This window comes from Kribbella sp. NPDC058245, from assembly GCF_042882005.1.
Taxonomy (GTDB): Bacteria; Actinomycetota; Actinomycetes; order Propionibacteriales; family Kribbellaceae; genus Kribbella.
Map to the genome: position 1 here is coordinate 217,044 of NZ_JBHVWY010000011.1, position 24,436 is coordinate 241,479.

Here is a 24,436-nt window from a genome sequence, read left to right on the forward strand (position 1 = left end):
ATTGCGTGGATGGTGGTTCGGTGAGCGTGAACTGGGACGGCTACAAGCCGTTCGACCCGGGTGTATCGGGGCCGCTGAACGAGTTGACGAGGCGTGAGGCGCGTGCCGCGTTTGAGCGACTGATGGCGGCCAAGTCGGAACGCATCGACGAGTTGCGGCGATTGCTGGCGAACAACGGTGTGGAGTTGTCATCGAGCGCTCCCGGCCTTCAGGCGCTCAATGATTGGTTCCGTAGCGAGGTCGAGGGCGACCCGGCTGTGAGTCGACTTCGACCGATCTGGTACGCCGTGGTAAACGACATTGGGTTGTTCCTGGGGGATGCGCTGATCGAGAGGAACCCCCATCTGAAATGGGTCATGTTTGACAAGGGAAAGCGTGATCTTGCGTACCAGCGGCACGTGATCATGGGCTTCACTGAGGTCGCGAACCCTAAGTACAATGTCGATCCTGACCTGCTCGTGGGGATGTATGGCCATCGGATCATCGCAGGCCAGGGCATTGAGACCGATGCTTTCGTCACCTGGGGCGGTGCCGCCTGAGTCAAAGGCAGCTGTACAAGCTGGCATGGGATGTCAACTCGACTCCTGCCGTCGGAGGCTGTCAGATGATGGCGTCGATTAATCGATAGTCACCAACGGCCGAGCCGACATGCGGATCTTGCTTACCTTGCCGGGACGGATCCTTACCACCGCGGTCAACTTGACTATCACTGGTTGGGTCGAATGTGCTTGGCGCGACGTGGCGCCCAGTTCGAGCCGTCGGCAAATCCGAGAGACCCCGAGCTGGTCTACGCCGCGGCGGTGGTGGCCAATTCTGCGGTCGCTCACTCGCTGTGCTCGGCATCGTGGGTGACCTCCAGTTTGCCTGGGAGGCCGGCCGGGCGGTGTTGGACAATTACAACCAACGGGTGTCCTTGGAGTGTCCGATCTGCAACCGCTTGGCAGGAAACGATGACGCGAGATTCGGCAAATGACATGACGAGTCTGGTTGAACACTTCGAGCGTGTTCTCGGCCCGATTCAGGCAGGTTGGGCGCGTGACCCGGATGGAGCGGAGATGCCCTTTCAGATCGTCCGGTTCTCCGGTGGGTCTGACGCTGATTCGGTGGGATACGCGACGCTTGGCCTGAGTCGCTATCCGCTGTTGTCGCCGACATCGGGGCGCACGATCCGCCAAGAGCTCCTGATGTTGGCGCCGGCCGAGTCGGTGGCGCCAGACCGAGTGGCGTTGCTTCTCCAAGTAGGGTCGATGGCTCTCGCGCGACAGCGTGTGCTGTTGCGAGGCAGCGTGCTCGGTCCGGCAGATGCGATCGTGCCCACGTCGGCCTTGACGGCGTTGTATGTGACGATGCCGGTCTATTTTCCTGACGAGTTTGCCACGTTCGCTGGCGCCGATGGCGACGTCGTCGTGGCATGGTTGGTGCCAATCACCACGGGTGAGGCGGACTTCATCGCGAGCCGAGGGTGGGACGTATTCGAGGACCGGCTCGCCGAGCAGGACCCCGATCTCGTCGACTTCCATCGCTCGGGGATGAAGCTGTAGTCCCGGCTCCGCCGGTACGTGACGACTACAGGTTTGACGTGGATTCCCAAAGCGGTAGGCGGAGCGATCGGCGTTGGACTCCTCTTTGGGGTGGCCCTATTGAATCCGGTGAATCTGCTGACAGGTGGGAGTTTTTCGTGACTATGGCGGATCGCATCGAAGAGATTCGGTTGAGTGCGGCGCGGGGGTTGGAGCTGGAGCTCAACTACTGCATGCCGCCGGACAGCCCAGAGGTCGGTCAGCGGGTCGAGTCGTGGTTTGTTGCGGCGACGGAGGCGTTTGCGGGTGAGTTTGTTCGCGAGTTCCCGCCTGGTGGGCTGCCTTCGGCGGGCCTGCGGGATCGCGCGGGCGGTCCGTTCGGTCCCGTTGGTTCGCGGTGGTGCTCGCTGCTGATCCTCGAGCAGAGGAACCGGAAAGTCGGTACCTCGCTGCGACCGTGGACGCCGAAGAACTGGGCGCGGTTTCTGTCGCTGAGTTCGGGTCCGTCCTTCGAGATGTCAGCGAAGTTTTCGACGCTGAACGGTTTTGGGCACGCAGGTAAGCCCAGCCTCACCCTCTCGGCGTATCGGCTGCGGACTGCGCAGCAGTGGTTGAACTTGTCGGCGCGCTATGTCGTCGGTGACCTTCGTACGCCGCCGATTCCGGACGAGACGGCCGAGGTCTGGTCAGCGTTCTTGCGGGCTGAGGCCGAGAGGTGGCCGCCGGTGTTCGGCTATCTTGCGGATGACTCGTTCGCCGCGGGCGGAACGAGGACTCCGCTGGAGGCGATGAGTGCTCGCTTCCCGGAGCAGACATTGCCGTTGGCCGACTCGGAAGTGCGTGGATATTCCTGGGTGACGGTGACATCGTCGGGTGTGCTGGAACGGCTGGGCGGTATCGAAACTCTGCGCAGCGGCGGGGCGTTTCACGACATCACGGCCTTGCCGTCAGGTGGCGCGGTCTTGCAGGCAACCTCGCGGTTGGCCGAGTACGAGGGCGATGCTGTCAGGCGGGTGTTCGAAGGGCTGGGTCCGGTGCTGCCCGAGGAGGCTCCGTGGCCGGACGAATTCGATCGGTTCAAGCTGATCTACGAGGCTCCCCGCAGGTAGAGGTGTCTGGTGGCTTGGTCGAGGGTGACGGGGCCCGGGAGGTTCACCCGCGGCAAGTGAATACAGTACTTCTCCGGTATGGCGTCGGCGCGCGCCTTGCTTGGGTTGTATCTCCATAGGTCGAGCCACGTCGACGTACGGCTACGCCGCGAGTGCGTGCCGAAAAGGGCTTCAGCTTCGAGATGTATTAGTTGCGGTCCTCTGATTTCAGGTGGTGGGCTAAGTCAATCAATTCCCGAAGCTGTTCATCCGAGAGGGAGGTGGTGATTGAGACCAGTTCGCCGATCTCAGCTGGATTGCGGTAGGGGGCGGAGGCGGTGGGTGGCGGTGCTGCAATACCGGCGATGACGAGCAGGTCGGCCTGGGGAATCTGCAGTACCGGTGCGATGTCTCGTACTAATTCGGGTGAGGGCAGAATTGCTCCGTGGGTCAGTTGCAGGATGGTCGACTCAGCACGGCCTGAAGCGCGACTAACGGCCCGGGACGATAGGCCGCGGTTATCCATGAGACCTTGTAGGATATCGGCGAATCGTAGAGACATTTTTTTTGTACCTTACCTGCGTTGCTGGCGGGGATGGGAGTGGATCGAATCGTGGACCGAGGGCAGTTGATCGAACTGGTCCGCAGACTGGTTGCTGGCGTCTACGGTACTTATGCGGAGTTGGATCGGGATGTCGCGGCGTTTTCGGCGGCTGTGCCGCACCCGCGGGCTGTGGATCTGATCTACCAGTGGCGTGGTGAGTTCGAGCGTGAGCCCAGTGCTGAGGAGATCGTGGACAGAACGTTGGCCTATCGACCTGTCGCGCTGTAACTATGGCGGGTTCGTCGGAGCTGATAGGAGACCTAGATGACGCCTGCTCATGCTGCGGTCGACGTTGAAGTCGACGGGTACACGCAAACGAGTCAGGCGCTGCATGTCGATGTCACGGCGTATTTGCTCGCGCGAGGTGCGCATCCGCTCGCGGGTGGCGCAGGTTCGGTCTCTTCACATGGCCCAGCTCGGAGGGCACTGGCTTGCGGTCTCGCTGGTCGAGGCCTTCGCGGAGCGACGGACATAGTGCCGCCGCTGCGGAAGGGTGAGCTGGTCGGTGACGACGAGGTGTGCTGTGTCGACGGTGGCGCGCCTTGGGATCGATGGGCTGTGGTGGCGTAGGCGAGTCCGACGGATTCTTGGACGTAGGTGCGGAGGAGGTGACTGTTTTCGCCGGTGGGGTTTTGGATGGTGAGGGAGCCGTCCGGCCAGCGGTGGACAACGGTCCAGTGGTCGCCGCGTCAGTTTCCCCAGGCTCCTACTCGGTCGTCCTGTCGGTCGCCACATGGCAGCACTCACCGAATCCCGCCATCGCGTCGCCAATGAGGCGGATTTGCGCGGCCAAGGTCCAGATCTTGCCGGATGCGGTGGACATCTGGCGCCCGGCTCGCATGTCGAAAAATGACGATCACCCCGTTCCGCTGGGTGTGCCGGTGGACAGCGGCACTGCCTCGTTTTTCGACTTCTCTGCTCGGCAATGGCTGGGTGGCTTGCAGAGGAATGACAACCATTGGGCACATGCTCTTGATTGCATGCGTCGAGATCTTTACGCGCGATTCGAAGATCCAAATTTGACTGCGAGTGTTGTGATGTTTGAATGTGGGATGGGAGACGGCGTGTACGATCTCAGTCTTGGACTCACCAAGGATGGCCGCATCGCGGAGATCGTGTTAGATCTCGAACTGCTGTCGCACAGTCTCGGTCCCTTGTAACGGCGTTTTTGTCCCCGCCGAGGTCAAGGCGGCAGCGGATCCAGGTACTGGCGACGAGGCGGACTTGGCCTGTCAAGGGGTCGTGGCAGCGACCTCGATCATCGGATCATCGCAGGCCAGGGCGCTGAGACCGGCGCCTTCGTCCGTTGGGTCGATGGTGCAGCTGCCAAGGCTTGATTCAAAGGCAACTGCGCAAGCCGAGGTATTGGAGGTCATGCTCGGCGGCTGGTCGGTCGTCTCGATTCAGGTTGCGACATCGACTTCGCAACTCCAGTCCGTGGATGGTGGTTCGGTGAGCGTGAACTGGGATGGCTACAAGCCTTTCGACCCTGGTCTGGGGACCGCTGAAGGAGTTGCCGATGCGCGAGGCGCAGGCTGCGTTTCAGCGACTGATGGCGGCCAAGTCGGAACGCATCGACGAGTTGCGGCGACTGCTGGAGAACAACGGTGTGGAGTTGTCCTCGAGTTCTGCGGGCCTTCAGGCGCTCAATGATTGGTTCCGTAGCGAGGTCGAGGGCGATCCGGCGGTGAGTCGACTTCGACCGATCTGGTACGCCGTGGTAAACGACATCGGGCTATTCCTGGGGGACGTGATGATCGAGCAGAATCCCCATCTGAAATGGGTAATGTTCGACAAAGGGAAGCGTGATCTTGCGTACCAGCGGCACGTGATCATGGGCTTCAAAGGTGTCGCGAACCCCAAGTACAATGTTGATCCCGACCTGCTCGTTGGGATGTATGGTCACCGGATCATTGCAGGCCAGGGCGAGACCGACGCCTTCGTCAGTTGGATCGATGGTGCAACTGCCAAGGCCTGATTCGAGGGCAACTGCCAAGCAGAAGTGGGACGTACCGCTCAATCGCAGCTCTGCGTCTGTGGCTGCGGAATCGAACCAGGTCCCGCCGCTGAAGTCGTCCCAGGCGGTCAGTTTGACGTAGGGCTCGGGTTATCTGACTGCGGCGCGTGGACGCCGACGTCTGAGGCCTGGACCAAGGTCCTTGCTGGCTCAAGCGATAGCATCCAGGAGGTTATGGGCTATGGCATGTCAAAAGGGTGTAACCGTCAACCTTTGGAGTATCTGAATGCAGTCACAGATGGCGGCGGTGTACAAAAGCGGGGACCGCTCGTTCACCCCTTTATGCGGATTCCGGCCGGGATGTGGGTCGTCCGCGGACCCTACGAGGTACTGGTGGGCGTTGATGCTGGTCTTCAGGAACTGGGTGACGCAGCCACGGCGGCACTCGATCGGAGTGGCGTCCTAACCGAAGCTATCGACACCAGGAAGGCACAGGACGGTGAGCTGATCCGGGCCGCCGGCTTCAAGTCGCGGAAACAGTTCGTCGCCGGCACGGCCATGTGCACCCTGCGGTGTGACGATGGGCCGACCGTAAGTGTGCGAGGGGCCACCAAGGCCGCCAAGGGGTCGAGTTGGCTTCCTGATGAGGAAGCGATCGAGGTTGACGTCACGAACAGAACAGGACTGGCCGAGGCCATCAGCTCCCTGCTGCTGAGGTAGGTGCATGATCTGGCAACCATTGGATGGGCTCGCTGGTTTGCTGCTGTCGAAAACGAAGACTTGCCGCTGTTACGCGAATTGCTTGATAGCGGCGTCGACGTCGGCGAGGTCGACGGCGGGCTGACGCTCCTTCAGCACGCGATCAACGTCGAGCTTGATGGGCACACTCAAACGGGTGAGCCGCTGCATGTGGATGTCACGGCATATTTGCTCGCGCGGGGTGCGGATCCGCTTGCGTCGCCCCTCGCCGGTGGCTCAGGTTCGGCTCTTCACATGGCCCAGATTGGAGGGCACTGGCTCGCGGTCTCGCTGATCGAAGCTTTCGTGGAGCGAACGGACGTAGCGCCGCCGCTGCGGAAGGTGCCTCGGAGGACTTGCGTGGCCTAGTGATAGTCGGCGAAAGCATCTCGGACCACGGCCTGACGGAGGTTCATGTGGGTGTTCTCAACAGGCTCGACGACTGGACGGGCGTGGTCCGCCTGCTGGTTTGGCGGCGGAGTGGATGCGGCGATGTCCTCACCACCACCGAAGACCACCCGTTCTGGAACGCCACGGAGCACGAATACCAGCGCGCCGATGAGCTGGACCCGGGCGACCAACTGCTTGCTGCCGACGGCCGCCTCGTCCGCGTAGTAGGCCTCCGCCCCGGCTCCCAACGTGGGCAAGGCCAGCGACATCCACAACCGGTTCCATGCCGCATTCAGGAAGGGCGGGGCGCTTTTCGATGCCGGATATGGGAGTAAGGACGTTCAAAGCCTCGACTGGATGGAGATGCCGGGCGCGACGTCGGCTGATCTCTTCGAGATGGAAAGTCAGTGGATAAAGTACGAAGGCGGGATCGGCAACTTGGCCAATCGGATCAATTCTCCTGGTGGATCATGAGTTTGGTGGGGCGATGAAAAGCGGCGAGTACAAGATCTTGCAGTGGGATGGCGCCTTCGATGGCCAATGGTCGGAAGGCGCTGTCGAGAAGTATCGGCGAGAGGGCTTTGACGGGTTGAGCCTGACGGCCGGAGCAGGGGAGAAGCTTCGGGATCTGGGGTTTCTGCAGGATCTGCCGGGGCTGCGCTATCTCGATGTCCTGGCCAAGGTGAAGGACGATCTGGGCGCGTTCCGGATTGGCACCCTGGAGGCGTTGACTCTCGCTACGGGGTCTCGCGGCAAAGTTCCGCAGGTGATTCAAGAACAGCTTCGGGCGTTGTGCTTGACCGACAGGCCTGGGATCGCGGTACGCGACAAGTGGCCGATACTCGAGCGTTTGCGGCTCGGTGCATGGCGCGGGTCGGACCTTGAGTTGCTGCGTGGAGCCGAGCATCTGTCGTCGGTGCACCTTGAGGGCCGGCGGCAGGAGGGGACGCTGGCCGGCATCGACGGTTGCGTTTCGCTGACCGAGTTCACGTCGATCAACTACTCCGTCGAGGATTCGGCGCCCTTGCGGAACCTGGCTGAACTGCGGACTGTCAAACTGATGTCGGCACCCCCCGGACCGCCGCACCGGCGAATCCTGTTCTCGGATCTCGCTGGTGGCAAGCTGGAAAAGATCTGGATCTCGAACGCGGACGAGTTGGTAGACGTCGGCGTATTACGTTCGCTCCCTCGGCTTCGAGAGGTACGACTTATTCATTGCCGGCTACGAACGGCCGACCAACGCACTCTGGATTCGCTGTCCGCAGCGAATGTCAAGGTGATCGACCCGAGAGCCTCGTGAGACTCGCCTACGTGACGAGCGACGTTTGTATAGCGGGTGCCAGAGGCCCGGAATCTGGGACCGTCGATCCCTGGCCGCCTCGATTGTTGGCAGGCTCTCGAGCGCATCGAGCTGACCCGGACCGCTCGTTTCGAGCGGTTCTCATCGGCGACGCCGGCCCCGAAGAGACCCGGGGTCCGGCTGGTTCGACTGTCGCGCTCGTTCCCGGAGCGTTTGCCACACGCCTCGCTGCCCAGGATGCTGAGGCCGCCACAGCTCGGGGGCAACTTCACTGTCATGGCGGCATACTGTTGGGCATGCGCAGGCGAGGTGGCCCATGAGAACCGCCATGGTTCGCTTGGTCGTCTCCGTTATCGCGGCGCTGGCCCTGTTCCTGATGGTCCTGGCGATTCGGCACATTGACGATTTCGGCCTCTTGGCCGGTCTGTGTCTGATCATGCTGGCCGCGGGCTTCTTCAAGTTCGGACTCACTCGCGACGACCGGATGGCTGGGAGGGTGATGAGAGGGCTTCCTGAAACTCCCGCAGTTGGCCGCAGGTGCCGAAGTAGCAATCGGGTCGTTCGGTGTGCACATTGGACCAATAGAGTTCCGGTAGTGCGATGAAATCAAAGATCAGTGGGCTGATTTACTGGATCCTGGCGATAATTGGCGTCCAGGTGTTGATAGGCGTTGGTCTCGCTCTATGCTTCGGCGAGGCGTCGCCGGCTCACTTGTCTTCAAATGCCGTTGAACGACGTCTATATTCTGCGGTTGACGTCGGGGCAGCTTTTGTTGCGATCTCGGCCCCGGCGCTTCTGGCTAGCATCGTCACGTATCTCGCTGCGCTCCGGTGGCCCAAGTCGACGATCTCGATCTGGGTACTTGGTTTGGCTTGGCCGGCATTTCCGCTGGTCTTATTCATGCTCTCGTTGAATACGCCGCTGCTTTATCTTGCCGTGCTGCAGTCGCTGGCAGGCATCCTCGTGACAAAGATTGGCAATGCCTCGGACGCCTTCGGGCCCAGGAGGCCTCCCGGCTAACAAGAGCTCCACCGCCCCACGCCGCTCGCTGACACCCACAGTTGCGGAGAGCCATTCCTCGGCGTGTTCGCGGACGGACGTGAGACGGGTCAGTTGCCGACCGGCCGTTTCGCTATCGTCTCGTGCCTTGACTGGCCGGACCTCGTTTCCAGGACGAGGCTGACCAGCCCGGGTGGGCGCGGCACCTGGCGTACCAGGCTGGTCTGTCGGTGTCGCGTACCGAGGCTTCGATTCAGCACCGCTAACTCGGTCGGTACGACGACATCGAAGAAGTCCTACTAGGGCGGCGCCCCCCACAGCGACCCGAAACCCTCACCGGCGCCACCAGTGGACAGACCAGCTCGACGTACCGCTAGACCGCCTACGGCCAACCCGACAAAATCGGCACCACTGGCGACGACGCCATCACCGGCGACCCCGCCCAAGACGCTGACACCGTCAACCCCTACCGCTTCAACGCCGCTGCGTTTCCGTGTCGCGCCCCTTGCCGCGATCTGGCAAGGTGCTGTCAGGGTTGACAGGTGCCGTCGACGACGGGATCGGGTTCGCCGGGCGAGGTCATTCTCTGCGGGCGTCTCCGGGTGTTGTTCTCAAATGGCTACGGGTAATAGGAGATCGAGATGACATCTGCTCATGGGGCTGTCGAAAACGAAGACCTGCCGCTGTTGCGCGAACTGCTGGACAGCGACGTCCAGAACCTGGGCGACGCAGCCCGTCCGGCGCTTGACCGGAGTCGCCTTCTCACCGAAGTCGTCGACACCAAGACACAGGACAGCGAGCCGATCCGGGCCGCCGGTTTCAAGACGCAAAAACAGTTCGTCGCTGTCACGGTGAAGTGCACCTCGCGGTGTGATGACGGTTCGACCGCGAGTGTCCGAGCAGCCACCAAGGCCGCAAAGGGGTTGAGCTGGCTTGCCGATGACGACGCGGTCGAGTAGACGGGGCGAACACGACAGAACTGGCCGAGGTCATCAGGTTCCTCTTGCTGAGGTAGTCCCGTGATCGACAGCAAGACCTCAGATGTGGAGCTCAGCGGCGATGCATATCCAGCATTCCAGGTGTACCGCTACTCAGCCAACGGCTCGGTGCAGGCTCTTCTGGAGAGTTCTGACTCCCGTTTTCATGGTATGGCATCCTGCCCTCAATTTCCTGATCGATATGAACACTGGATGAACGGCGTTCGGATGGGTGCAGTGCACGGTGTCCTGACTGACGGGCGGATGTCTTGATAACTTATGATCAGCTCCCGTCTCTTCTGGTGGCATGGTTTCCAGAGTCGGAAGAATCAGTGCAAGAAATGATTCGAAAGCGTCCAGGAGAAGGAGGCGTTCTGGCTTTCGGAGTTATTTCAGAATGTTTCTGGTGGAGTATTTTCGAGCCAGCCCTGCGGGCGCGCGATTTCGTTACGATCGAACGCTGCTTCCAGTTCGCCGATCTTCTGGCTGAACAAGGTGACCAGCTATTGCAGGATGCAATTTCGATCCGAGTGCTCGATTATTTGTTCGAGCCGTCTTGGAGAGAAATCGCGGTCAAGTACTCGGGCCCAACCCTGCGCGAGATCTTCACGGATCCAACACAGTAGCCATTTCTGCAGGTAAGTCACCCCTGGTGTTGTGTCGACCACGTGGGGCGAGGCGGCGACGAACCGGATTGGCAATCAGAGCGCGGGCTATCGTAATGCATGGCCGAACGGTTCGCCCTGGACCGGATATGGAGGGAACTGATGGCTAGCCTGCTGACCCCGGCTGACCTGCCCGACGGATTTGAGTACCCTCGCCAATTCATTCGGGTCGTGGAGCTCGGGCTGACAGATCTGGAGCCGTGGCGGATCGTCGAAGCCGAAGAACTTGCCCTGCTGCTTGAGGGTCTGGGTAAGCGTTACCCGACACGGACGCTGGTCCCGTTCGCTCGCCGGATCGACGACGACGACGTTGCCTGCTGGGACATCGATCGACCCGGCCGGGTGTCGATCGTCCATGACTTCGCGTCACCGGGCTGGGAACAGCAGGCAGAGTTCGACAACTTTTATGCGTGGCTACGTCAGGCAGTGGAGGACTTGATCGAGTACGACTGACGCTGACCTGAGCCGGCTGATGTCGCACGTCTTACGGCACCAGCCCTGGCTGTACGAGCTGGAGTTGGACGAGGAGGAGTGGGTGTCGATCCACCAACTCGTCGAGGCCATCTGAGCGTGTTCTCGGACCGATTCAGGCAGGTTGGGCGCTTGACCCGGATGGGGCCGAGATGCCCTTTCAGATCGTCCGGTTCTCCGGTGGGTCTGACGCCGATTCGGTGGGATACGCAACGCTTGGCCTGAGTCGCCACCCGTTGTTGTCTTCAACGTCGGGGCGCACGATCCGTCAAGAGCTTTTGATGCTGGCGGCGGAGTCGGTGGCGCCAGACCAAGTGGCGTCGCTGCTTCTCCAAGTAGGCTCAATGGCTCTCGCGGGACACCGTCCGCTGTTGCGAGGTGACGTGATCGGTCCGGCAGATTCCATCGTGCCCACGTCGCACTTGACGGCGTTGTACGTGACGATGCCGGTCTATTTTCCTGACGAGTTTGCCACGTTCGCTGGCACCGATGGCGACGTCGTCGTGGCATGGTTGGTGCCAATCACCACGGGTGAGGCGGACTTCATCGCGAGCCGAGGGTGGGACGTATTCGAGGACCGGCTCGCCGAGCAGGACCCCCATCTCGTCGACTTGCATCGCTCGGGGATGAAGCTGTAGCCCCGACTCAGCCGGTTGGCGGTATTGAATCCGGTGAATCTGCTGACAGGTGGGAGTCTTTCGTGACTATGGCGGATCGCGTCGAAGAGATTCGGTTGAGCGCGGCACGGGGGTTGGAGCTGGAGCTGAACTACTGCATGCCGCCGGACAGCTCAGAGGTCGGTCAGCGGGTCGAGTCGTGGTTTGTTGCGGCGACGGAGGCGTTTGGGGGTGAGTTTGTTCGCGAGTTCCCTGCTGGTGGGCTGCCTTCGGCGGGCCTGCGGGATCGTGCAGGCGGTCCGTTCGGCCCTGTCGGTTCACGGTGGTGCTCTCTGCTGATCCTTGAGCAGAGGAGCCGGAAGGTCGGTACCTCGCTGCGACCGTGGACGCCGAAGAACTGGTCGCGGTTTCTGTCGTTGAGTCCGGGGCTGTCCATCGAGATGTCAGCAAAGTTTTCGACGCTGAACGATTTTGGGCACGCAGGTCTGCCCAGCCTGACCTTGTCGGCGTATCGGTTGCGGACTGCGCCGCAGTGGTTGAGCTTGTCGGCGCGCTATGTCGTCGGTGACCGCCGTACGCCGCCGATTCCGGACGAGACGGCCGAGGTCTGGTCGGCGTTCTTGCGGGCTGAGGCCGAGAAGTGGCCGCCGGTGTTCGGCTATCTTGCGGATGACTCGTTCGGCGCGGGCGCAACGAGGACTCCGCTGGAGGCGATGAGTGCTCGCTTCCCGGAGCAGACGTTGCCGTTGGCCGACTCGGAGTTACGTGGGTATTCGTGGGTGACGGTGACGTCGTCGGGTGTGCTGGAGCGGTTGGGCGGTATCGGAACTCTGCGCAGCAGCGGGGCGTTTCACGACATCACGGCGCTACCGTCGGGTGGCGCGGTGTTGCAGGCAACCTCGCGGTTGGCCGAGTACGAGGGCGATGCTGTCAGGCGGGTGTTCGAGGGGTTGGGTCCGGTGCTGCCCGAGGAGGCTCCGTGGCCTGACGAATTCGATCGGTTCAAGCTGATCTACGAGGCTCCCCGCCGCTAGGAGAGCGTGGTGGCTCGGTTGGTCGAGATGGTTGACGGGGCCTGGGAGGTTCACTCGCGGCAGTGAAGACAAACTTCTCCGGTATGAAGCCGGTGCGCGTCCATTTGGTTGGGTCTCCACCGGTCGAGCCACAGTTCGGTCGCAGACGGCCAACTGCTCCGCAGGGCAAACCCTGCGGCGGCTCGCGGTCCGACGACTGGCCGCGGTCCGCCGTCGCCGCGTCGTACACCGGGCTTTCGAGCGGCCGTTGGTGGGCACAGGGTGGGGGAGACGCTCAAGGAAGGAAGTGAGATCGATGGTGTTGCCGCAGTCCGTCAGTAACGCGGAAAAGCCGTGGACGGAGAAGGAACTTGCTCGCCTGGGTGAGTTCGCCGCTTCGAATATCCCGCCGTGCGTGATCGGCATCAGGCTTGGTCGTCCGCAGGCTGCGGTGCAGCAGAAGGCAGCCCAGGCCGGCATCACCCTGCAACCGGCGCAGCGGCCGCCGTACGGCCGGTGATACCCGGACGCGATGCCCGACGCCGGTTGGGCAGGCGATGACGCATGTGGCCTGCAGTTGGGGGGTACCGGCGGTGCAGTACGGCCGAACAGACAGGAGATCAGGGTGCGGCGACTGATTGGCTGGTGCGCGGCGGGTTGCCTGATCCTCACGGCTGCCGCCGGGTGTGGTGACGCGGATCAGCAGTTGCGGTCGGAGGGTGCCAGGGCGGCTCGGGATGCGGCCTCGGCAGCTGGCGCTGCGCGGGTGGCTGGTCAGTCGTTTCTTGATCACAAGCTCTGGTCCCAGCCTGCCACCCAGCTCGTTGACGAGGCGGAGAAGTCGATGGGTAAGGCCGTGAGTACGTTCGGCCAGCAGCAACCCGAGTCGCCGGAATCCCGAAAGACCTACGAGCAGGTCTCCAAGACGCTGGACGACGCCGACGGCACCGTGACCGACCTGCGGATCGCGTTGGTGAACGGAGACCGCGACGGGGTGGCCAAGCTGGTGCGGAAGCTGGCCGACACCACAGAGGGTCTGCGGCAGCTCGGGGAGACCGCGAAGTGAAGAAGATCCTCGCCGTCAGTCTCGGCATCCTCACCGCGATCGGCGGCTTCGTCGACATCGGCGACCTGGTCACCAACGCCCTGGTCGGCGCGCGGTTCGGGATGCGGCTGAGTTGGGTCGTGGTGGTCGGCGTGATCGGGATCTGCCTGTACGCCGACATGTCCGGGCGCGTGGTCGCGGTGTCGGGACGGCCCGTGTTCGACCTCATCCGGGAACGCCTCGGCCGTCGTACCGGGTTGTTCACGCTCATCGCGTCGTTCCTGGTCACCTTGCTGACGCTGATCGCGGAGATCGGCGGCGTCGCGCTCGCCTTCGAGTTGGCGACGGGCGTGAACTACCTGCTGTGGGTACCGCTGGCCGCGCTGGCTGTTTGGCTGGTCATCTGGCGGGTCAGGTTCTCGAAGCTGGAGACGGTCTTCGGGTTGATGGGGCTGCTGCTGATCATCTTCGCCGTAGCCCTCTGGAAACTGGGTCCTGATTGGGGCCAGCTCGTCCACCAGGCGACGAACCCGCACCCGACCGGTCACGAGACGTGGGCGACGTATGCGTACTACGCGATCGCGCTGTTCGGTGCGGCGATGACGCCGTACGAGGTGTTCTTCTTCTCGTCCGGGGGCGTCGAGGAGAAGTGGACCAGGCGCGACCTGTCCACCGAGCGATCGAACGTGTTCATCGGGTTCCCGCTCGGCGGACTGCTGTCGCTGGCGATCGCCGGGTGCGCGGCGGTGCTGTACCTGCCTGTCGGCATCAAGGTCGAGACACTCGGCCAGGTGGCGCTGCCGGTAGCGGTTGCCTTCGGCAAGCTCGGGCTCGCGATCGTGCTGATCGGCGTGTTCGCGGCGACCTTCGGCGCGGCTCTGGAGACGTCGCTGTCGTCGGGGTACACGATCGCGCAGTACTTCGGCTGGCAGTGGGGCAAGTTCGTCCGGCCGCGGCAGGCGTCGCGGTTCCATGTGGTGATGATCGTCTGCTTGCTGCTGGCGATCCTGACCTTGATGACGATGGTCGATCCGGTGCTGGTGACTGAGTACTCGGTGGTGTTCGCCGCGATGGCACTGCCGCTGACGTATCTGCCGATCCTGATCATTGCCAACGACCCCGACTACATGCGCGACCAGGTCAACGGCAAGGTGCGGAACTTCCTCGGACTGATCTATCTCGCCTTGTTGCTGGTGGCATCGATCGCGGCGATTCCCTTGATGATCATCACGAAAGCGGGGCGGTGACAGTGGCTGGCAAGGTGCTGCACGCGCAGTTGCATCTACTGGATCGGCAGCTGATCGACCAGGCGTCGGGAGCGTTGCTGGGCAAGGTCGACGACGTCGAGCTGGATCTGGACGCCGATCCGCCGGTCGTGTCGGCACTCATCTCCGGGCGGGTGCGCATCCCCGCCGTACAGGTGATGGAGATCGACACCGCGGTCAAGATCGTGCCCGGAGAGTTGAACCTGACCAGCGGTGACGACTGGGCGAACAAGCACATCATCGACCACATCCCCGGAGCCGGCCATGCGCCTGAATGAGCTGCTCGGCCGGCCTGTGCTCGACGGCGACGGTCAGCGCGTCGGTGGTGTCGCGGACGTCCGATTGGTTCAGGACGGCCCGCTGGCACCGGGTGCCGCCCAGGCGGCGTTGCGGGTGGACGGCCTGATTGTCGTGGAGCGGCGGGCGACACAGCTGTTGGGGTATGAGCGTCACGTCGGCCCTGCGCTGCTCCGAGCCTTGGTGCACAGGAGGCTGGGTGAGGTCTGGTATCTGCCGTGGGCCGGCATCGCCCGGATCACCAATGAGGCCGTCGAGTTGACGACCCTGCGCGCGGATCTTCAGCCGCTCGAACAGTTGGCACGCTACGGCTGAGCGCTGCGTCGCCCTCAGCGTCACGGCGCTGCCGTTGGACCCGCGCGCTGTTGAACGGCCCGATGCCCAAGACCTTCGATCACACCCGTCCACGACCGGCCTTCTGGAGGCGGATAGATGTTCGACGGGTTCGTTCTGGAAGAGATGGATGTCGCGGGTGTGCGGATCCGCGTGCGACACGGCGGATCGGGTCCTGCAGTCGTGCTGCTGCATGGTCATCCACGGACGCACACGACCTGGTACGCCGTCGCGCCGCGCCTCGTAGCTGCCGGCTTCACCGTGGTCTGTCCGGATCTGCGCGGGTACGGCGGTTCCGCGAAACCGCTGACCGATGCCGAGCACACGCCGTACTCGGGCCGTGCGATGGCGGGCGACGTGGTGGGCCTGATGGAGCTGCTGGGGCATCGACGGTTCGCGGTGGTGGGGCATGACCGCGGGATGCGGGTCGCCTACCGTACGGCGCTCGACCATCCGGATCGGGTGACCAGGCTGGTCGTCATGGACGGGATCCCGACGGTCGAGGCGCTCGAGCGGTGTGACGCGAAGTTCGCGGCGGCCTGGTGGCATTGGTGGTTCTTCGCGCAGACCGCGAAGCCGGCCGAGCGGGTGATCTGTGCGGATCCCGAAACGTGGTACAACGCGTGGACCAGCAACGGCCCCGGCCGGCTCGGGGCCGAGAATCACGCCGACTTCCTGGCCGCGATCCGGGATCCCACGACGGTTCACGCGATGCTGGAGGACTACCGCGCCGGCGTCGGCATCGACCGCCGCCACGACGAGGAGGACCGCGCTGCCGGTCGGCAGATCACCTGCCAGGCCATGATGTTGTGGTCGACGCGCGACGACATGGAAGAGCTGTACGGCGATCCGCTGGCGATCTGGCGACCGTGGTGCCCGCAGATCGTCGGGCACGGGATCGACTCCACCCACCACATCGCCGAGAACGCCCCAGAAGAGCTGGCTGACAGCTTGCGTGCTTTCTTGACGGGTGACTAGCGATCAGCCGGGGAGTTTGCGGGTGTCGATGAGTTGCTGGGCGACGTCGCGCAGTTTGGTGTTGGTGTCTTGGGAGTAGCGCTTCAGGACGGCGAAGGCGCGGTCGGAATCGATGTCATGGCGCTCCATCAGAATGCCCATCGCTTGGCCGACCAGCTTGCGGGCGTCGATCGCGACAGCCATCGTCTCTTCGTGCCGGGCGGTGGCAACCGCCACCGAAGCGTGCCGGGCGAGGATCTGCGCGATTGCCTCGTCGTCAGGCCCGAACGCGTTCGGTTGCGCACTGTAGAGACCTAGTACGCCGACGGTGCCGGCCGATGTCGCCAGCGGCACGTCGAACACGCTGCGGACACCCAACCGCAGCACCTGAGCGGACCAGTCCGGCCAGCGCTCATCAGCGGCGGTGTCGCCGACGGCGACCGTCGTACGGTGGCGCATTGATTCCGCCAAAGGCCCGGTGTTGCAGCGGATCTGCAGCTCGTAGATGTCCGCGACCACGGGATCCGTCACGGCCGGAATCTCCAGGCGGCCGCCGCGCGTCACCAGCGCGACGCCGGCGTGCGAGCAGTCGAGAGCCTGCAGGGCGAACTCGACGACGGCCTGGACGGTTTCGTCAACGCCGTCTGAGTCGTGGAGTTCGACGGCCAGCTGAGCGAATCGGTCTGCGGACACGCCGCCGACCAGGCTGAGGGAAGGCGTAGGCTCCCCAGCGCCCTCGAACCCGGAGGTCACAGTGCGGCCGACGTGATCATGGGGCCATACTTCCCCAACATCGCTCGTCCCGGAAGGCGATCGATCAAGATCAGGCTCACCAAGCTCTCCGCCAGGTCATGCTCACTGAGCGTCACGTCAAGCGATAAGGTCGGCAAAGAGCGGGTTCGTCGGGATCGAGTTGAACGGTGGTGTTTCGATGCGGTGGGCCCGCGATCACCGTGTCTACCTGCGGCAGCGTTCGTCGTCGCAGTCCAAGCCTGTGCACGCACCCAACGCCGAAACAGGGGACTGATCCTCAAGCCCGGCTAGTCGGCGGGCCGCGCCCGCCCCCGGCGCTAACGTCCGAACGTCCGGAGGGCCCGTCTCCGGTTCTTCGGACGTTAGCCCCGGTCCTGCGTTAGCGTCCGAACGTCCGGAGGGCCCGTCTCCGGTTTTTCGGACGTTGTGAGCGGTCGGGCGGGGTTTGGGGAGAGTTGGCCCGGCCTGGAAGGCGGTCTGGGGAGGGTTTGCCCCCCGAATCGGTCCACCATCCTCCCCAAACCGGCCTTCGTCTGGCGCCTAGAAGCCTGGGAGGAACAGGCATAACACGTGGCCGTGTGGGTCGCGGATGACCCGTACGCCGTCGGGTTGGGGCTGGTGGTCCTCCACGGTCGCGCCGAGGCTGACCGCGCGAGCGGTTTCGGCCTCCAGGTCGTCGACCTGTACGTCGAGGTGCGCCTGCATCTGTTGGTCGCCGGGTTGCTGGGGCCAGACCGGTGGAGTGTGGTCGGTCTCGAGCTGGAAGCTGAGGCCGGGGCGGTCGTCGTCGGGATGGCGAAGCCGGGCCCAGGTCCGGTCGCTGCTGGTGATCGGCCAGCCCAGCAGATCGCGGTAGAAGACGGCCAGCGCCGGGGGATCCGGCGTACCGAGAACGGTGGCGACGAGTTTCGCTGGCATGGCAGACCTCCGGGTCCGTTGGGTGCTGGGCCGGTACCCAGGAATGTCACCGGGTACCGGTGCGGCTCAGCGATCCGAGGAGCAGCGTCGTGAAGGCATTGACCTGGCAGGGCAAGCGGAAGATCGAGTACGGCGAGGTGCCGGATCCGCGGATCGAGCAGCCGACGGACGCGATCATCAAGGTGACGTCGAGTGGTATCTGTGGTTCGGATCTGCATCTGTACGAGGTGATGGGGCCGTTCCTGGACGCGGGTGACGTGCTCGGTCACGAGGTGATCGGGATCGTCGAGGAGACCGGCTCCGAGGTGACGAACCTGAGGGTCGGCGACCGCGTCGTCGTACCGTTCCAGATTGCGTGCGGCTCGTGTTTCATGTGCGACCAGGGCCTGCAGACGCAATGTGAGACCACGCAGGTGCGCGACCAGGGCATGGGCGCGGCGCTGTTCGGCTACACCAAGCTCTATGGGCAAGTCCCTGGCGGGCAGGCCGAGTACCTGCGGGTTCCGCAGGCGCAGTACGGGCCGATCAAGGTGCCGCATGGTCCGCCGGACGACCGGTTCGTGTACCTGTCCGACGTGCTTCCGACGGCCTGGCAGGCGGTCGAGTACGCCGGGATCCCGGCGGGCGGAACAGTCGCCGTACTGGGTCTTGGGCCGATCGGCGACATGGCATGCCGCGTCGCGCTGCACCGCGGTCACCGGGTGATCGGCGTCGACCTCGTCCCGGAGCGGCTGGAGCGAGCGCGGCTGTACGGCGTCGAGACCCTCGAGTACGACGATGACGTGGCGGACGCGATCCGGAACCTGACCGACGGGCGCGGACCGGACTCGGTGATCGATGCCGTGGGCATGGAAGCGCACGGTTCGCCGGGTGCGAAGTTCGCCCAGCAGGCGGCTGGCTTGCTGCCCGATGCGATCCAGCGTCCGTTCATGCAGAAGGTCGGCGTGGATCGGCTCGCCGCGTTCCTGCTCGCGATCGACGCCGTACGGCGTGGTGGCACGATCTCGTTGATCGGTGTCTACGGTGGTATGGCCGATCCGTTGCCGATGCTGACGATCTTCGACAAGCAGATCCAGTTGCGGATGGGGCAGGCGAATGTCCGGCGCTGGAGTGACGACATCCTGCCGTTGCTTGGCGATGACGACCCGTTGAAGGTGGATTCGTTCGCCACTCATCGGCTCTCGCTGGCCGACGGACCGGCGGCGTACGAGATGTTCCAGGCCAAGCGCGACGGCGCCGTCAAAGTCCTCCTCACCCCGTAATCCATGCAGAGCTTCTACCGGCGCCGTCTTCCGGTTATCGGTGCTCGGGTTTGGCCAGTGGGGTGGTGGCGGGGCCGTCGAGGACGGTGCCGTCGGGGGTGAAGCGGGATCCGTGGCAGTTGCAGTCCCAGGTCGTGTCGCCTTGGTTCCAGCGCAGTGGGCACCCTAGGTGGGTGCACACCGGTACGACGGTGTGCAGGTGGCCGTCGCGGTCGCAGTAGGCGCCGACGGTTTGCCCGTCGACGTCGTACAGGCCGCCTTCGCCGACCTCCAGGTGATCCAGTCCGCCACCTAGCAGGCGGCGGAGGTGACCGGCGGCGAACTCCTTGCCCACCTTGAGGTTGTCTTTCACCAGGCTTGCGACGGCGTGCGCGTCGCCGATCCGGCCGGCGTCGTACAGGGTGGTGAAGGAGTTGGTGCGGTCGAGGACGAGGTCGCGAAGGATGCCAGCGGCAACGGTTCCGTTGCTGAGTCCCCATTTGTGCATGCCGGTGGCAACGAGGATCGGCGAACCTGGCGCCTTGCCGACGTAGGGGAGCTGGTCCGGGGTGCTGTAGTCGTGGGCCGACCATCGGTATTCGGGCTCCAGGCGGTGGTCCCACAGCGAGCTCGCCCAGTCGATCAGGGCGCGGTAGGCGGCGTCGGTGTCGGTCTGGTCGCCGACCTCGTGATCGCTGCCGACGATGATCAGCCCGTTCGGACCGCCGCCCGGCCAGGGCCGGGTCGAGCGGGTCGGGCCGTTGGCCGAGATCGCCAGACCGGCCGGAGCCGGGACGGGCAGGCGGACGGCGATGCCGTGAGACTGCTGGGGTCGGGTCCGGGCAAAGTACCCGCCGAGGATTCCGATGGGCAGCAGGGTCGCGACGATCGCCTGTTCGGCGCGGACGACGGCGCCCGGCTCAGTTTCTGCCGTGATGTCGTCGCCGTCGGCGGTGAGTGCCGTCACGCGGGTGTTTTCGAAGATTCGTCCGCCGGCCTGGGTGAAGGCACGCGCGAGACCGGCGAGGTACTGGCTGGGATGCAGCTGCACCTGGTCGTCGAAGCGGACCAGCCCGGTGGCCGTGAGCGGTAGTCCCAGCTCGGCGGGATCGGCGTAGTGCGCGGGCAGGCCGAGTTTCGCCGCAACGTCGGCTTCTTGCCGCAGGTCGGTGTCATCGGTGGCGTAGACGAAGGCCGGCGTACGGGTGAACTCGCAGTCGATGGCGAACCGGTCGACGAGTTGCGCGACGCGCTCGACGCCGGCTTGATTCGCGGCCGCGTACTGACCAGCCGTCTCCAGGCCGTGTCTGTCGGCCAGTGCGGCGTAGATCGCTCCGTGCTGTGAGGTGACCTTGCCGGTCGTGTTCCCGCTGGTCCGAGCGCCGATCCGGTCGGCCTCGAGGAGTACGACGTCGGCCCCTTCCAGTTGCAGTTCGAGGGCTGTGGTCAGCCCGATGATGCCGCCGCCCACGACAAGGACCTCGGACCTCAGATCGGAGGCGAGCGCGTCGTACTGCGGCAGATCGGCGGTAGCGAGCCAAACAGACGTGGTCATACCTCGTGCGGTACCCGGCCGGAATCTCCTTGAGCGGATCGGGCAGCGCGGGGTGTCGTTGCGTCCGAATGCTCGCAGTACGTGGTCGGCGTGTTTTCGGACGTTGCGCGCTCGCGGACGTGGTCCCAGTAACAGCGATGTCCGGCGGAATTTCGTCAACGGATTGATGACTAGGCACTTGTCAACGGAGTGATGACGCGTTATAACAGTGGGGCGTGTTGACAGAGCTTGTCGACGATTCTGGAGGTGGATGATGTTGATGCGCACCGACCCGTTCCGGGAGTTCGACCGGCTGGCCCAGCAGTTGAGCGGGGCCGCGACGCCGGGCACCTGGTCCCGGCCGGCCTCGATGCCGATGGACGCCTACCGTGCTGGGGACGACTACGTGATCGTGTTCGATCTGCCGGGGGTGAGTCCGGACGCGATCGACCTGGACGTCGAGCGCAACGTGCTGACGGTGAAGGCCGAGCGCCGGCCGGATGCCGTTGCCGAAGGCACCGAGATGCAGATCGCGGAGCGCCCGCTGGGGATCTTCTCGCGGCAGCTCTTCCTCGGCGACACCCTCGACGCCGACCGCATCAGCGCGGCGTACGAGAACGGCGTACTGACCGTGAAGATCCCGGTCGCGGCGCGGGCCAAGCCGCGCCGGATCACCATCGACAGCGCACCGCCCACGACCATCGACGGCCAGACCGTCACAGACACCCAGCAACTCGACGCCTGACCCGCGAACCGGCGCCGGACCGAGGAGCACCAGTGGCACGAAACGACGGACCGGCGCCGGTGACGGCGTTGCAGAAGCTGACCGACGTACTGGCGCAGTGTCCCTCCGCGCCAGATGGAGCGGAGAACGCTGCCATGCTTGCCGCCTTGGCACAGCTGCGTGTTCTGCGGGAGCAGTTGGACGCCTGGGAGCCACAGCTGATCGCCGCCGCCCGAGCTGCCGGAGTCAGCTGGGCACAACTCGCCTCAGCTCTCGGCCTGGCCAGCCGGCAGGCGGCCGAGCGTCGCTATCTCCGGCTCGCTCCGAACGCAGCCGAGCCCGGACTGAATCGTGAACAGCGAGTGCAGGCAGCACGTGATCAGCGCGCGGGGGACCGGGCAGTGACCGTCTGGGCTCGCGCGAACTCCGCCGACCTGCGTCGGCTCGCCGGCCAGGTCGCGGCCCTCGACGGCCTGGCGCCAGGAGCCCAGCAGGCCAGTGTCGACGCCGTGCACGACGCGCTCTCCGACGACGATTCCGCCGCGTTGCTCGCGCCATTGGCGGCCGCAGGTCACCAGCTCGGCGGAGACCATCCGCGGCTGGCCGACCGCATCTCCGAGATCACCGCACGGACCGACGAAGCCCGCCAGTCGGGCCATGACCGCAACCGCTCGTGAATCGGCACCGACACCCACAGGAGGCTGAATCGATGAAACTGCTGTTCGAGCTGCGTCCGGTCGAACACCTCGACGCCAGCGTGGACTACTACCGAACCCTCGGCCTGGAACCCTCGGCGTGGCCCGGCGACGACACCGCTCTGCTCAGTCCCGCCGGCACCAACACCCCCACGATCGCCCTGATGCGCGACCCCGCCGAGGCCGCCCTCGGTGCCGGTGGCGTGTACGACGTCGGCGATCTCACCACCTTCTTCGAGGAGCACCGCGACCTCGACTGGCTCCTCGCTCCCGCCGACAGCCCGCTAGGCCGGTACGCCGTTTTCGCGGACCGCACCGGCACCGCCATTCGGCTCCTCGAACCGCCGCCGGGCGACCTGCTGGCGCCGTACGCGACTCTCACCACCGCTGCCGCCTGACGCGGTGACGGCGGCTAGAGAGTTTCGACCGCCGCACCCTTCGGGAAGGTACGCCGGTACGCCGTACTGCGTCCCGCCGTTGTTGATGGTGTCAGACGATCCCGAGCGGAAGCAGGCAGTCGCGGAGGCGGCGAAGTCAACCAGTCGCGCGCACGGCGTCGTACCGGCGCGCGGTCTGCCAGAGCACACCGACGCTCAGGACTGATGCAAAAGGTCCGTCGCGTGCGCACGCGACGGACCGTCAAAGGCGGTAGATCAGTTGAACAGGCCGAGCAGGCCGTGGCTCCAGCCGCCGTGACCGCTCCAGCGGGAGCTGATCTCGACGTACAGGCCGATGACGATGTTGAGGCCGCTGTGGTAGTCCATGGTGTCTCCTTGGTGCGTTGGGAGGGTTCTTGCTTACCTGTCTACTTCGGAGCGGCGGCCGTCCGGGATAGGTCAAACGCTTTATCTCTTGGGGATTCGTCGGCGGACGTTGCGAAGGGCAACAGGTGCCGACGGCAACTCAGGTGTCGAGATCGGCGAACGGGGCGAGGTCCTTCAGGAGGGCTGCCTTGGGCTTGGCGCCGACGATGGACTTGGCCAGTTCGCCGTTCACGTAGACGTTGATCGTCGGGATGCTGATGACGCCGTACATGCCTGGGGTGGCGGGGTTCTCGTCGATGTTCAGCTTCAGGAACGTCACCCTGTCGCCATGCTCGCCGGCGAGCGCCTCGAGGATCGGCGTGACCTGCTTGCAAGGGCCACACCACTCGGCCCAGAAGTCGACGACGACTGGTCTGTCGCTCTTCAGCACGGTCGCGTCGAAGTCGGCGTCGGTGACATCGTTCATCTTTTCGCTCATGATCAGGTCCTTGAGGTGGGGGTCAGGCAGGGATGGTCTGGCTGGTTGTCGCGAGGTAGTCGAGGTCGGCCAGGAAGCGTTCGGCGTCCAGGGCTGCCGAACAGCCGGTGCCGGCGGCGGTGATGGCCTGGCGGTAGGTGTGGTCCACCAGGTCGCCCGCGGCGAAGACGCCGGGCAGGTTGGTCCGGGTGCTGTCCGGCTGGACGAGTACGTAGCCTTCGTCGTCCAGGTGGACCTGGCCTTTGACCAGTTCGGAGCGTGGGTCGTGGCCGATCGCGATGAACAGGCCAGTGACCGGCAGTCCGCGGGTCTGGCCGGTGACGGTGTCGGTCAGTGTGACGCCGGTGAGCTTGTCGTGGCCGTGGATCTCGGAGATCGCGGAGTTCCAGGCGAACTCGATCTTGTCGTTCGCGTGCGCCCGGTCGGCCATGATCTTCGAGGCGCGCAGTTCGTCGCGGCGGTGCACGATGGTCACCTTGTCGGCGAACCGGGTGAGGAAGGTGGCCTCCTCGATGGCGGTGTCGCCACCACCGACGACGGCGATCTCGTGGGTGCGGAAGAAGAAGCCGTCGCAGGTCGCACACCAGGAAACGCCGTGGCCCGACAGCCGGTCCTCGTCCGGGAGGCCGAGCTTGCGGTAGCCCGAGCCCATCGACAAGATCACCGCCCTGGCGCGATGCGTCGTACCGGCTGAGTCGGTGACCGTCTTGAGGTCGCCGGTCAGGTCGACCTCGACGATGTCGTCGGCGACCAGTTCGGCACCGAAGCGTTCGGCCTGGGTGCGCATCTGCTCCATCAGCGCCGGGCCCATGATGCCTTCGGCGAAGCCGGGGTAGTTCTCGACCTCGGTGGTGGTCATCAGCGCGCCGCCCGCGGTGACGGAGCCTTCGAAGACCAGCGGCGTCAACTGGGCGCGGGCCGCGTAGACCGCTGCTGTGTATCCGGCTGGGCCGGAGCCGATGATGAGGACGTTGCGGACTTCGGACTCACTCATGAGACGTCTTTCTGCTGCTGGTGGAGGTGGGATGCAGACCGGCCCGGAAGGGGTTGGTCACGGACCGGCCTGCAGTCGGAAGTGCCCTTACTGGGCAGG

Annotated in this window: 35 protein-coding genes; 28 read left to right on the top strand and 7 right to left on the bottom strand. The window is 64.4% G+C overall.

From position 1 onward, the window contains the following. Positions 1-20 precede the first annotated feature (20 nt). From ACFVWG_RS25550 to ACFVWG_RS25560, 3 genes are all read left to right on the top strand, one after another. Positions 21-539: a hypothetical protein gene (locus ACFVWG_RS25550; RefSeq protein ID WP_391545920.1), complete on the top strand. Its 519-nt coding sequence runs from the start codon at positions 21-23 to the stop codon at positions 537-539. A gap of 411 nt (positions 540-950) precedes the next feature. After that, positions 951-1,541, top strand: coding sequence for a suppressor of fused domain protein (locus tag ACFVWG_RS25555; RefSeq protein WP_391545921.1), 591 nt, complete (start codon positions 951-953; stop codon positions 1,539-1,541). 137 nt (positions 1,542-1,678) lie between these two features. Then, on the top strand, positions 1,679-2,629 hold the full coding sequence (locus tag ACFVWG_RS25560; protein ID WP_391545922.1) for a hypothetical protein: 951 nt from the start codon (positions 1,679-1,681) through the stop codon (positions 2,627-2,629). 187 nt (positions 2,630-2,816) lie between these two features. Here ACFVWG_RS25560 and ACFVWG_RS25565 read toward each other — a convergent pair whose 3' ends face one another. Continuing rightward, positions 2,817-3,170 carry a hypothetical protein gene (locus ACFVWG_RS25565; RefSeq protein ID WP_391545923.1) on the bottom strand — a complete coding sequence of 118 codons (354 nt, stop codon included), beginning with the start codon at positions 3,168-3,170 and terminating at the stop codon, positions 2,817-2,819. 51 nt (positions 3,171-3,221) lie between these two features. On the opposite strand from ACFVWG_RS25565, the gene ACFVWG_RS25570 reads away from it, so the two are divergent. The 5 genes from ACFVWG_RS25570 to ACFVWG_RS25590 all read left to right on the top strand — a co-directional run bounded on the left by ACFVWG_RS25570 (position 3,222) and on the right by ACFVWG_RS25590 (position 6,276). Next, positions 3,222-3,440, top strand: coding sequence for a hypothetical protein (locus ACFVWG_RS25570; RefSeq protein ID WP_391545924.1), 219 nt, complete (start codon positions 3,222-3,224; stop codon positions 3,438-3,440). A gap of 380 nt (positions 3,441-3,820) precedes the next feature. Continuing rightward, the gene (locus ACFVWG_RS25575) at positions 3,821-4,372 is read left to right on the top strand and encodes a DUF4241 domain-containing protein (RefSeq protein ID WP_391545925.1); all 552 of its coding nucleotides are present in this window, start codon (positions 3,821-3,823) and stop codon (positions 4,370-4,372) included. 359 nt (positions 4,373-4,731) lie between these two features. Then, entirely contained in the window at positions 4,732-5,190 is a 459-nt protein-coding gene (locus ACFVWG_RS25580) for a hypothetical protein (RefSeq protein ID WP_391545926.1), read from the top strand. Positions 5,191-5,442: 252 nt separating this feature from the next. Further along, entirely contained in the window at positions 5,443-5,889 is a 447-nt protein-coding gene (locus tag ACFVWG_RS25585; protein WP_391545927.1) for a hypothetical protein, read from the top strand. Further along, complete coding sequence (locus ACFVWG_RS25590; protein WP_391545928.1) at positions 5,890-6,276, top strand: ankyrin repeat domain-containing protein; 387 nt, start codon at positions 5,890-5,892, stop codon at positions 6,274-6,276. On the opposite strand, the gene ACFVWG_RS25595 is transcribed toward ACFVWG_RS25590, so the two are convergent. Continuing rightward, the gene (locus ACFVWG_RS25595) at positions 6,273-6,554 is read right to left on the bottom strand and encodes a hypothetical protein (RefSeq protein ID WP_391545929.1); all 282 of its coding nucleotides are present in this window, start codon (positions 6,552-6,554) and stop codon (positions 6,273-6,275) included. The two genes, ACFVWG_RS25590 and ACFVWG_RS25595, sit on opposite strands and share 4 nt — an antisense overlap. On the opposite strand from ACFVWG_RS25595, the gene ACFVWG_RS25600 reads away from it, so the two are divergent. From ACFVWG_RS25600 to ACFVWG_RS25670, 15 genes are all read left to right on the top strand, one after another. Continuing rightward, positions 6,547-6,771: a hypothetical protein gene (locus ACFVWG_RS25600; RefSeq protein ID WP_391545930.1), complete on the top strand. Its 225-nt coding sequence runs from the start codon at positions 6,547-6,549 to the stop codon at positions 6,769-6,771. The two genes, ACFVWG_RS25595 and ACFVWG_RS25600, sit on opposite strands and share 8 nt — an antisense overlap. Continuing rightward, positions 6,761-7,597, top strand: a complete 837-nt coding sequence (locus ACFVWG_RS25605) for a hypothetical protein (RefSeq protein WP_391545931.1) — start codon at positions 6,761-6,763, stop codon at positions 7,595-7,597. The genes ACFVWG_RS25600 and ACFVWG_RS25605 overlap by 11 nt, the downstream gene beginning before the upstream one ends. A gap of 600 nt (positions 7,598-8,197) precedes the next feature. Continuing rightward, positions 8,198-8,617, top strand: coding sequence for a hypothetical protein (locus tag ACFVWG_RS25610; protein ID WP_391545932.1), 420 nt, complete (start codon positions 8,198-8,200; stop codon positions 8,615-8,617). Between the two features lie 620 nt (positions 8,618-9,237). Beyond that, positions 9,238-9,555, top strand: coding sequence for a hypothetical protein (locus ACFVWG_RS25615; RefSeq protein ID WP_391545933.1), 318 nt, complete (start codon positions 9,238-9,240; stop codon positions 9,553-9,555). Between the two features lie 60 nt (positions 9,556-9,615). Next, positions 9,616-9,846: a hypothetical protein gene (locus tag ACFVWG_RS25620; RefSeq protein WP_391545934.1), complete on the top strand. Its 231-nt coding sequence runs from the start codon at positions 9,616-9,618 to the stop codon at positions 9,844-9,846. A 68-nt stretch (positions 9,847-9,914) separates the two neighbouring features. Then, complete coding sequence (locus ACFVWG_RS25625; protein WP_391545935.1) at positions 9,915-10,199, top strand: hypothetical protein; 285 nt, start codon at positions 9,915-9,917, stop codon at positions 10,197-10,199. Positions 10,200-10,340: 141 nt separating this feature from the next. After that, positions 10,341-10,691, top strand: a complete 351-nt coding sequence (locus ACFVWG_RS25630) for a hypothetical protein (protein ID WP_391545936.1) — start codon at positions 10,341-10,343, stop codon at positions 10,689-10,691. A gap of 170 nt (positions 10,692-10,861) precedes the next feature. Continuing rightward, complete coding sequence (locus ACFVWG_RS25635) at positions 10,862-11,347, top strand: suppressor of fused domain protein (protein ID WP_391545937.1); 486 nt, start codon at positions 10,862-10,864, stop codon at positions 11,345-11,347. Between the two features lie 62 nt (positions 11,348-11,409). After that, on the top strand, positions 11,410-12,360 hold the full coding sequence (locus ACFVWG_RS25640) for a hypothetical protein (RefSeq protein ID WP_391545938.1): 951 nt from the start codon (positions 11,410-11,412) through the stop codon (positions 12,358-12,360). A 286-nt stretch (positions 12,361-12,646) separates the two neighbouring features. Further along, positions 12,647-12,859 (top strand): hypothetical protein, encoded by a 213-nt coding sequence (locus ACFVWG_RS25645; protein ID WP_391545939.1) that lies wholly within the window; start codon positions 12,647-12,649, stop codon positions 12,857-12,859. Between the two features lie 105 nt (positions 12,860-12,964). Further along, positions 12,965-13,405: a hypothetical protein gene (locus tag ACFVWG_RS25650; protein ID WP_391545940.1), complete on the top strand. Its 441-nt coding sequence runs from the start codon at positions 12,965-12,967 to the stop codon at positions 13,403-13,405. Then, a complete protein-coding gene (locus ACFVWG_RS25655) occupies positions 13,402-14,631 on the top strand; it encodes an NRAMP family divalent metal transporter (protein ID WP_391545941.1) in 1,230 nt (409 codons plus the stop codon). Before ACFVWG_RS25650 ends, ACFVWG_RS25655 begins: the two co-directional genes overlap by 4 nt. Continuing rightward, positions 14,628-14,927, top strand: a complete 300-nt coding sequence (locus tag ACFVWG_RS25660; protein WP_391545942.1) for a hypothetical protein — start codon at positions 14,628-14,630, stop codon at positions 14,925-14,927. Before ACFVWG_RS25655 ends, ACFVWG_RS25660 begins: the two co-directional genes overlap by 4 nt. Next, positions 14,914-15,261 carry a PRC-barrel domain-containing protein gene (locus ACFVWG_RS25665; protein ID WP_391545943.1) on the top strand — a complete coding sequence of 116 codons (348 nt, stop codon included), beginning with the start codon at positions 14,914-14,916 and terminating at the stop codon, positions 15,259-15,261. Before ACFVWG_RS25660 ends, ACFVWG_RS25665 begins: the two co-directional genes overlap by 14 nt. Before the next feature lie 117 nt (positions 15,262-15,378). Further along, on the top strand, positions 15,379-16,257 hold the full coding sequence (locus ACFVWG_RS25670; RefSeq protein ID WP_391545945.1) for an alpha/beta fold hydrolase: 879 nt from the start codon (positions 15,379-15,381) through the stop codon (positions 16,255-16,257). Between the two features lie 3 nt (positions 16,258-16,260). On the opposite strand, the gene ACFVWG_RS25675 is transcribed toward ACFVWG_RS25670, so the two are convergent. Together ACFVWG_RS25675 and ACFVWG_RS25680 are read right to left on the bottom strand one after the other, a co-directional pair. Next, a complete protein-coding gene (locus ACFVWG_RS25675) occupies positions 16,261-16,929 on the bottom strand; it encodes a GAF and ANTAR domain-containing protein (RefSeq protein ID WP_391545946.1) in 669 nt (222 codons plus the stop codon). Between the two features lie 600 nt (positions 16,930-17,529). Continuing rightward, complete coding sequence (locus tag ACFVWG_RS25680; protein WP_391545947.1) at positions 17,530-17,907, bottom strand: VOC family protein; 378 nt, start codon at positions 17,905-17,907, stop codon at positions 17,530-17,532. Positions 17,908-17,996: 89 nt separating this feature from the next. Between ACFVWG_RS25680 and ACFVWG_RS25685 the strand changes: the two genes are divergently transcribed. Then, the gene (locus ACFVWG_RS25685; RefSeq protein WP_391545948.1) at positions 17,997-19,169 is read left to right on the top strand and encodes a zinc-dependent alcohol dehydrogenase; all 1,173 of its coding nucleotides are present in this window, start codon (positions 17,997-17,999) and stop codon (positions 19,167-19,169) included. 34 nt (positions 19,170-19,203) lie between these two features. On the opposite strand, the gene ACFVWG_RS25690 is transcribed toward ACFVWG_RS25685, so the two are convergent. After that, the gene (locus ACFVWG_RS25690) at positions 19,204-20,703 is read right to left on the bottom strand and encodes an FAD-dependent oxidoreductase (RefSeq protein WP_391545949.1); all 1,500 of its coding nucleotides are present in this window, start codon (positions 20,701-20,703) and stop codon (positions 19,204-19,206) included. A gap of 253 nt (positions 20,704-20,956) precedes the next feature. On the opposite strand from ACFVWG_RS25690, the gene ACFVWG_RS25695 reads away from it, so the two are divergent. From ACFVWG_RS25695 to ACFVWG_RS25710, 4 genes are read left to right on the top strand one after another with little or no spacing between them, the layout of a single operon-like run. Beyond that, positions 20,957-21,427 (top strand): Hsp20/alpha crystallin family protein, encoded by a 471-nt coding sequence (locus ACFVWG_RS25695; protein ID WP_391545950.1) that lies wholly within the window; start codon positions 20,957-20,959, stop codon positions 21,425-21,427. Between the two features lie 32 nt (positions 21,428-21,459). Further along, positions 21,460-22,083, top strand: a complete 624-nt coding sequence (locus ACFVWG_RS25700) for a hypothetical protein (RefSeq protein ID WP_391545951.1) — start codon at positions 21,460-21,462, stop codon at positions 22,081-22,083. Between the two features lie 32 nt (positions 22,084-22,115). Continuing rightward, positions 22,116-22,499 (top strand): VOC family protein, encoded by a 384-nt coding sequence (locus ACFVWG_RS25705; protein ID WP_391545952.1) that lies wholly within the window; start codon positions 22,116-22,118, stop codon positions 22,497-22,499. Between the two features lie 4 nt (positions 22,500-22,503). Beyond that, positions 22,504-22,704 (top strand): hypothetical protein, encoded by a 201-nt coding sequence (locus tag ACFVWG_RS25710; RefSeq protein ID WP_391545953.1) that lies wholly within the window; start codon positions 22,504-22,506, stop codon positions 22,702-22,704. Positions 22,705-23,004: 300 nt separating this feature from the next. Here the strand turns inward: ACFVWG_RS25710 and trxA are convergent, their stop codons facing one another. After that, a complete protein-coding gene (trxA, locus tag ACFVWG_RS25715; protein ID WP_391545954.1) occupies positions 23,005-23,343 on the bottom strand; it encodes a thioredoxin in 339 nt (112 codons plus the stop codon). A gap of 22 nt (positions 23,344-23,365) precedes the next feature. Continuing rightward, complete coding sequence (trxB, locus tag ACFVWG_RS25720) at positions 23,366-24,337, bottom strand: thioredoxin-disulfide reductase (RefSeq protein WP_391545955.1); 972 nt, start codon at positions 24,335-24,337, stop codon at positions 23,366-23,368. Positions 24,338-24,436: the final 99 nt, after the last annotated feature.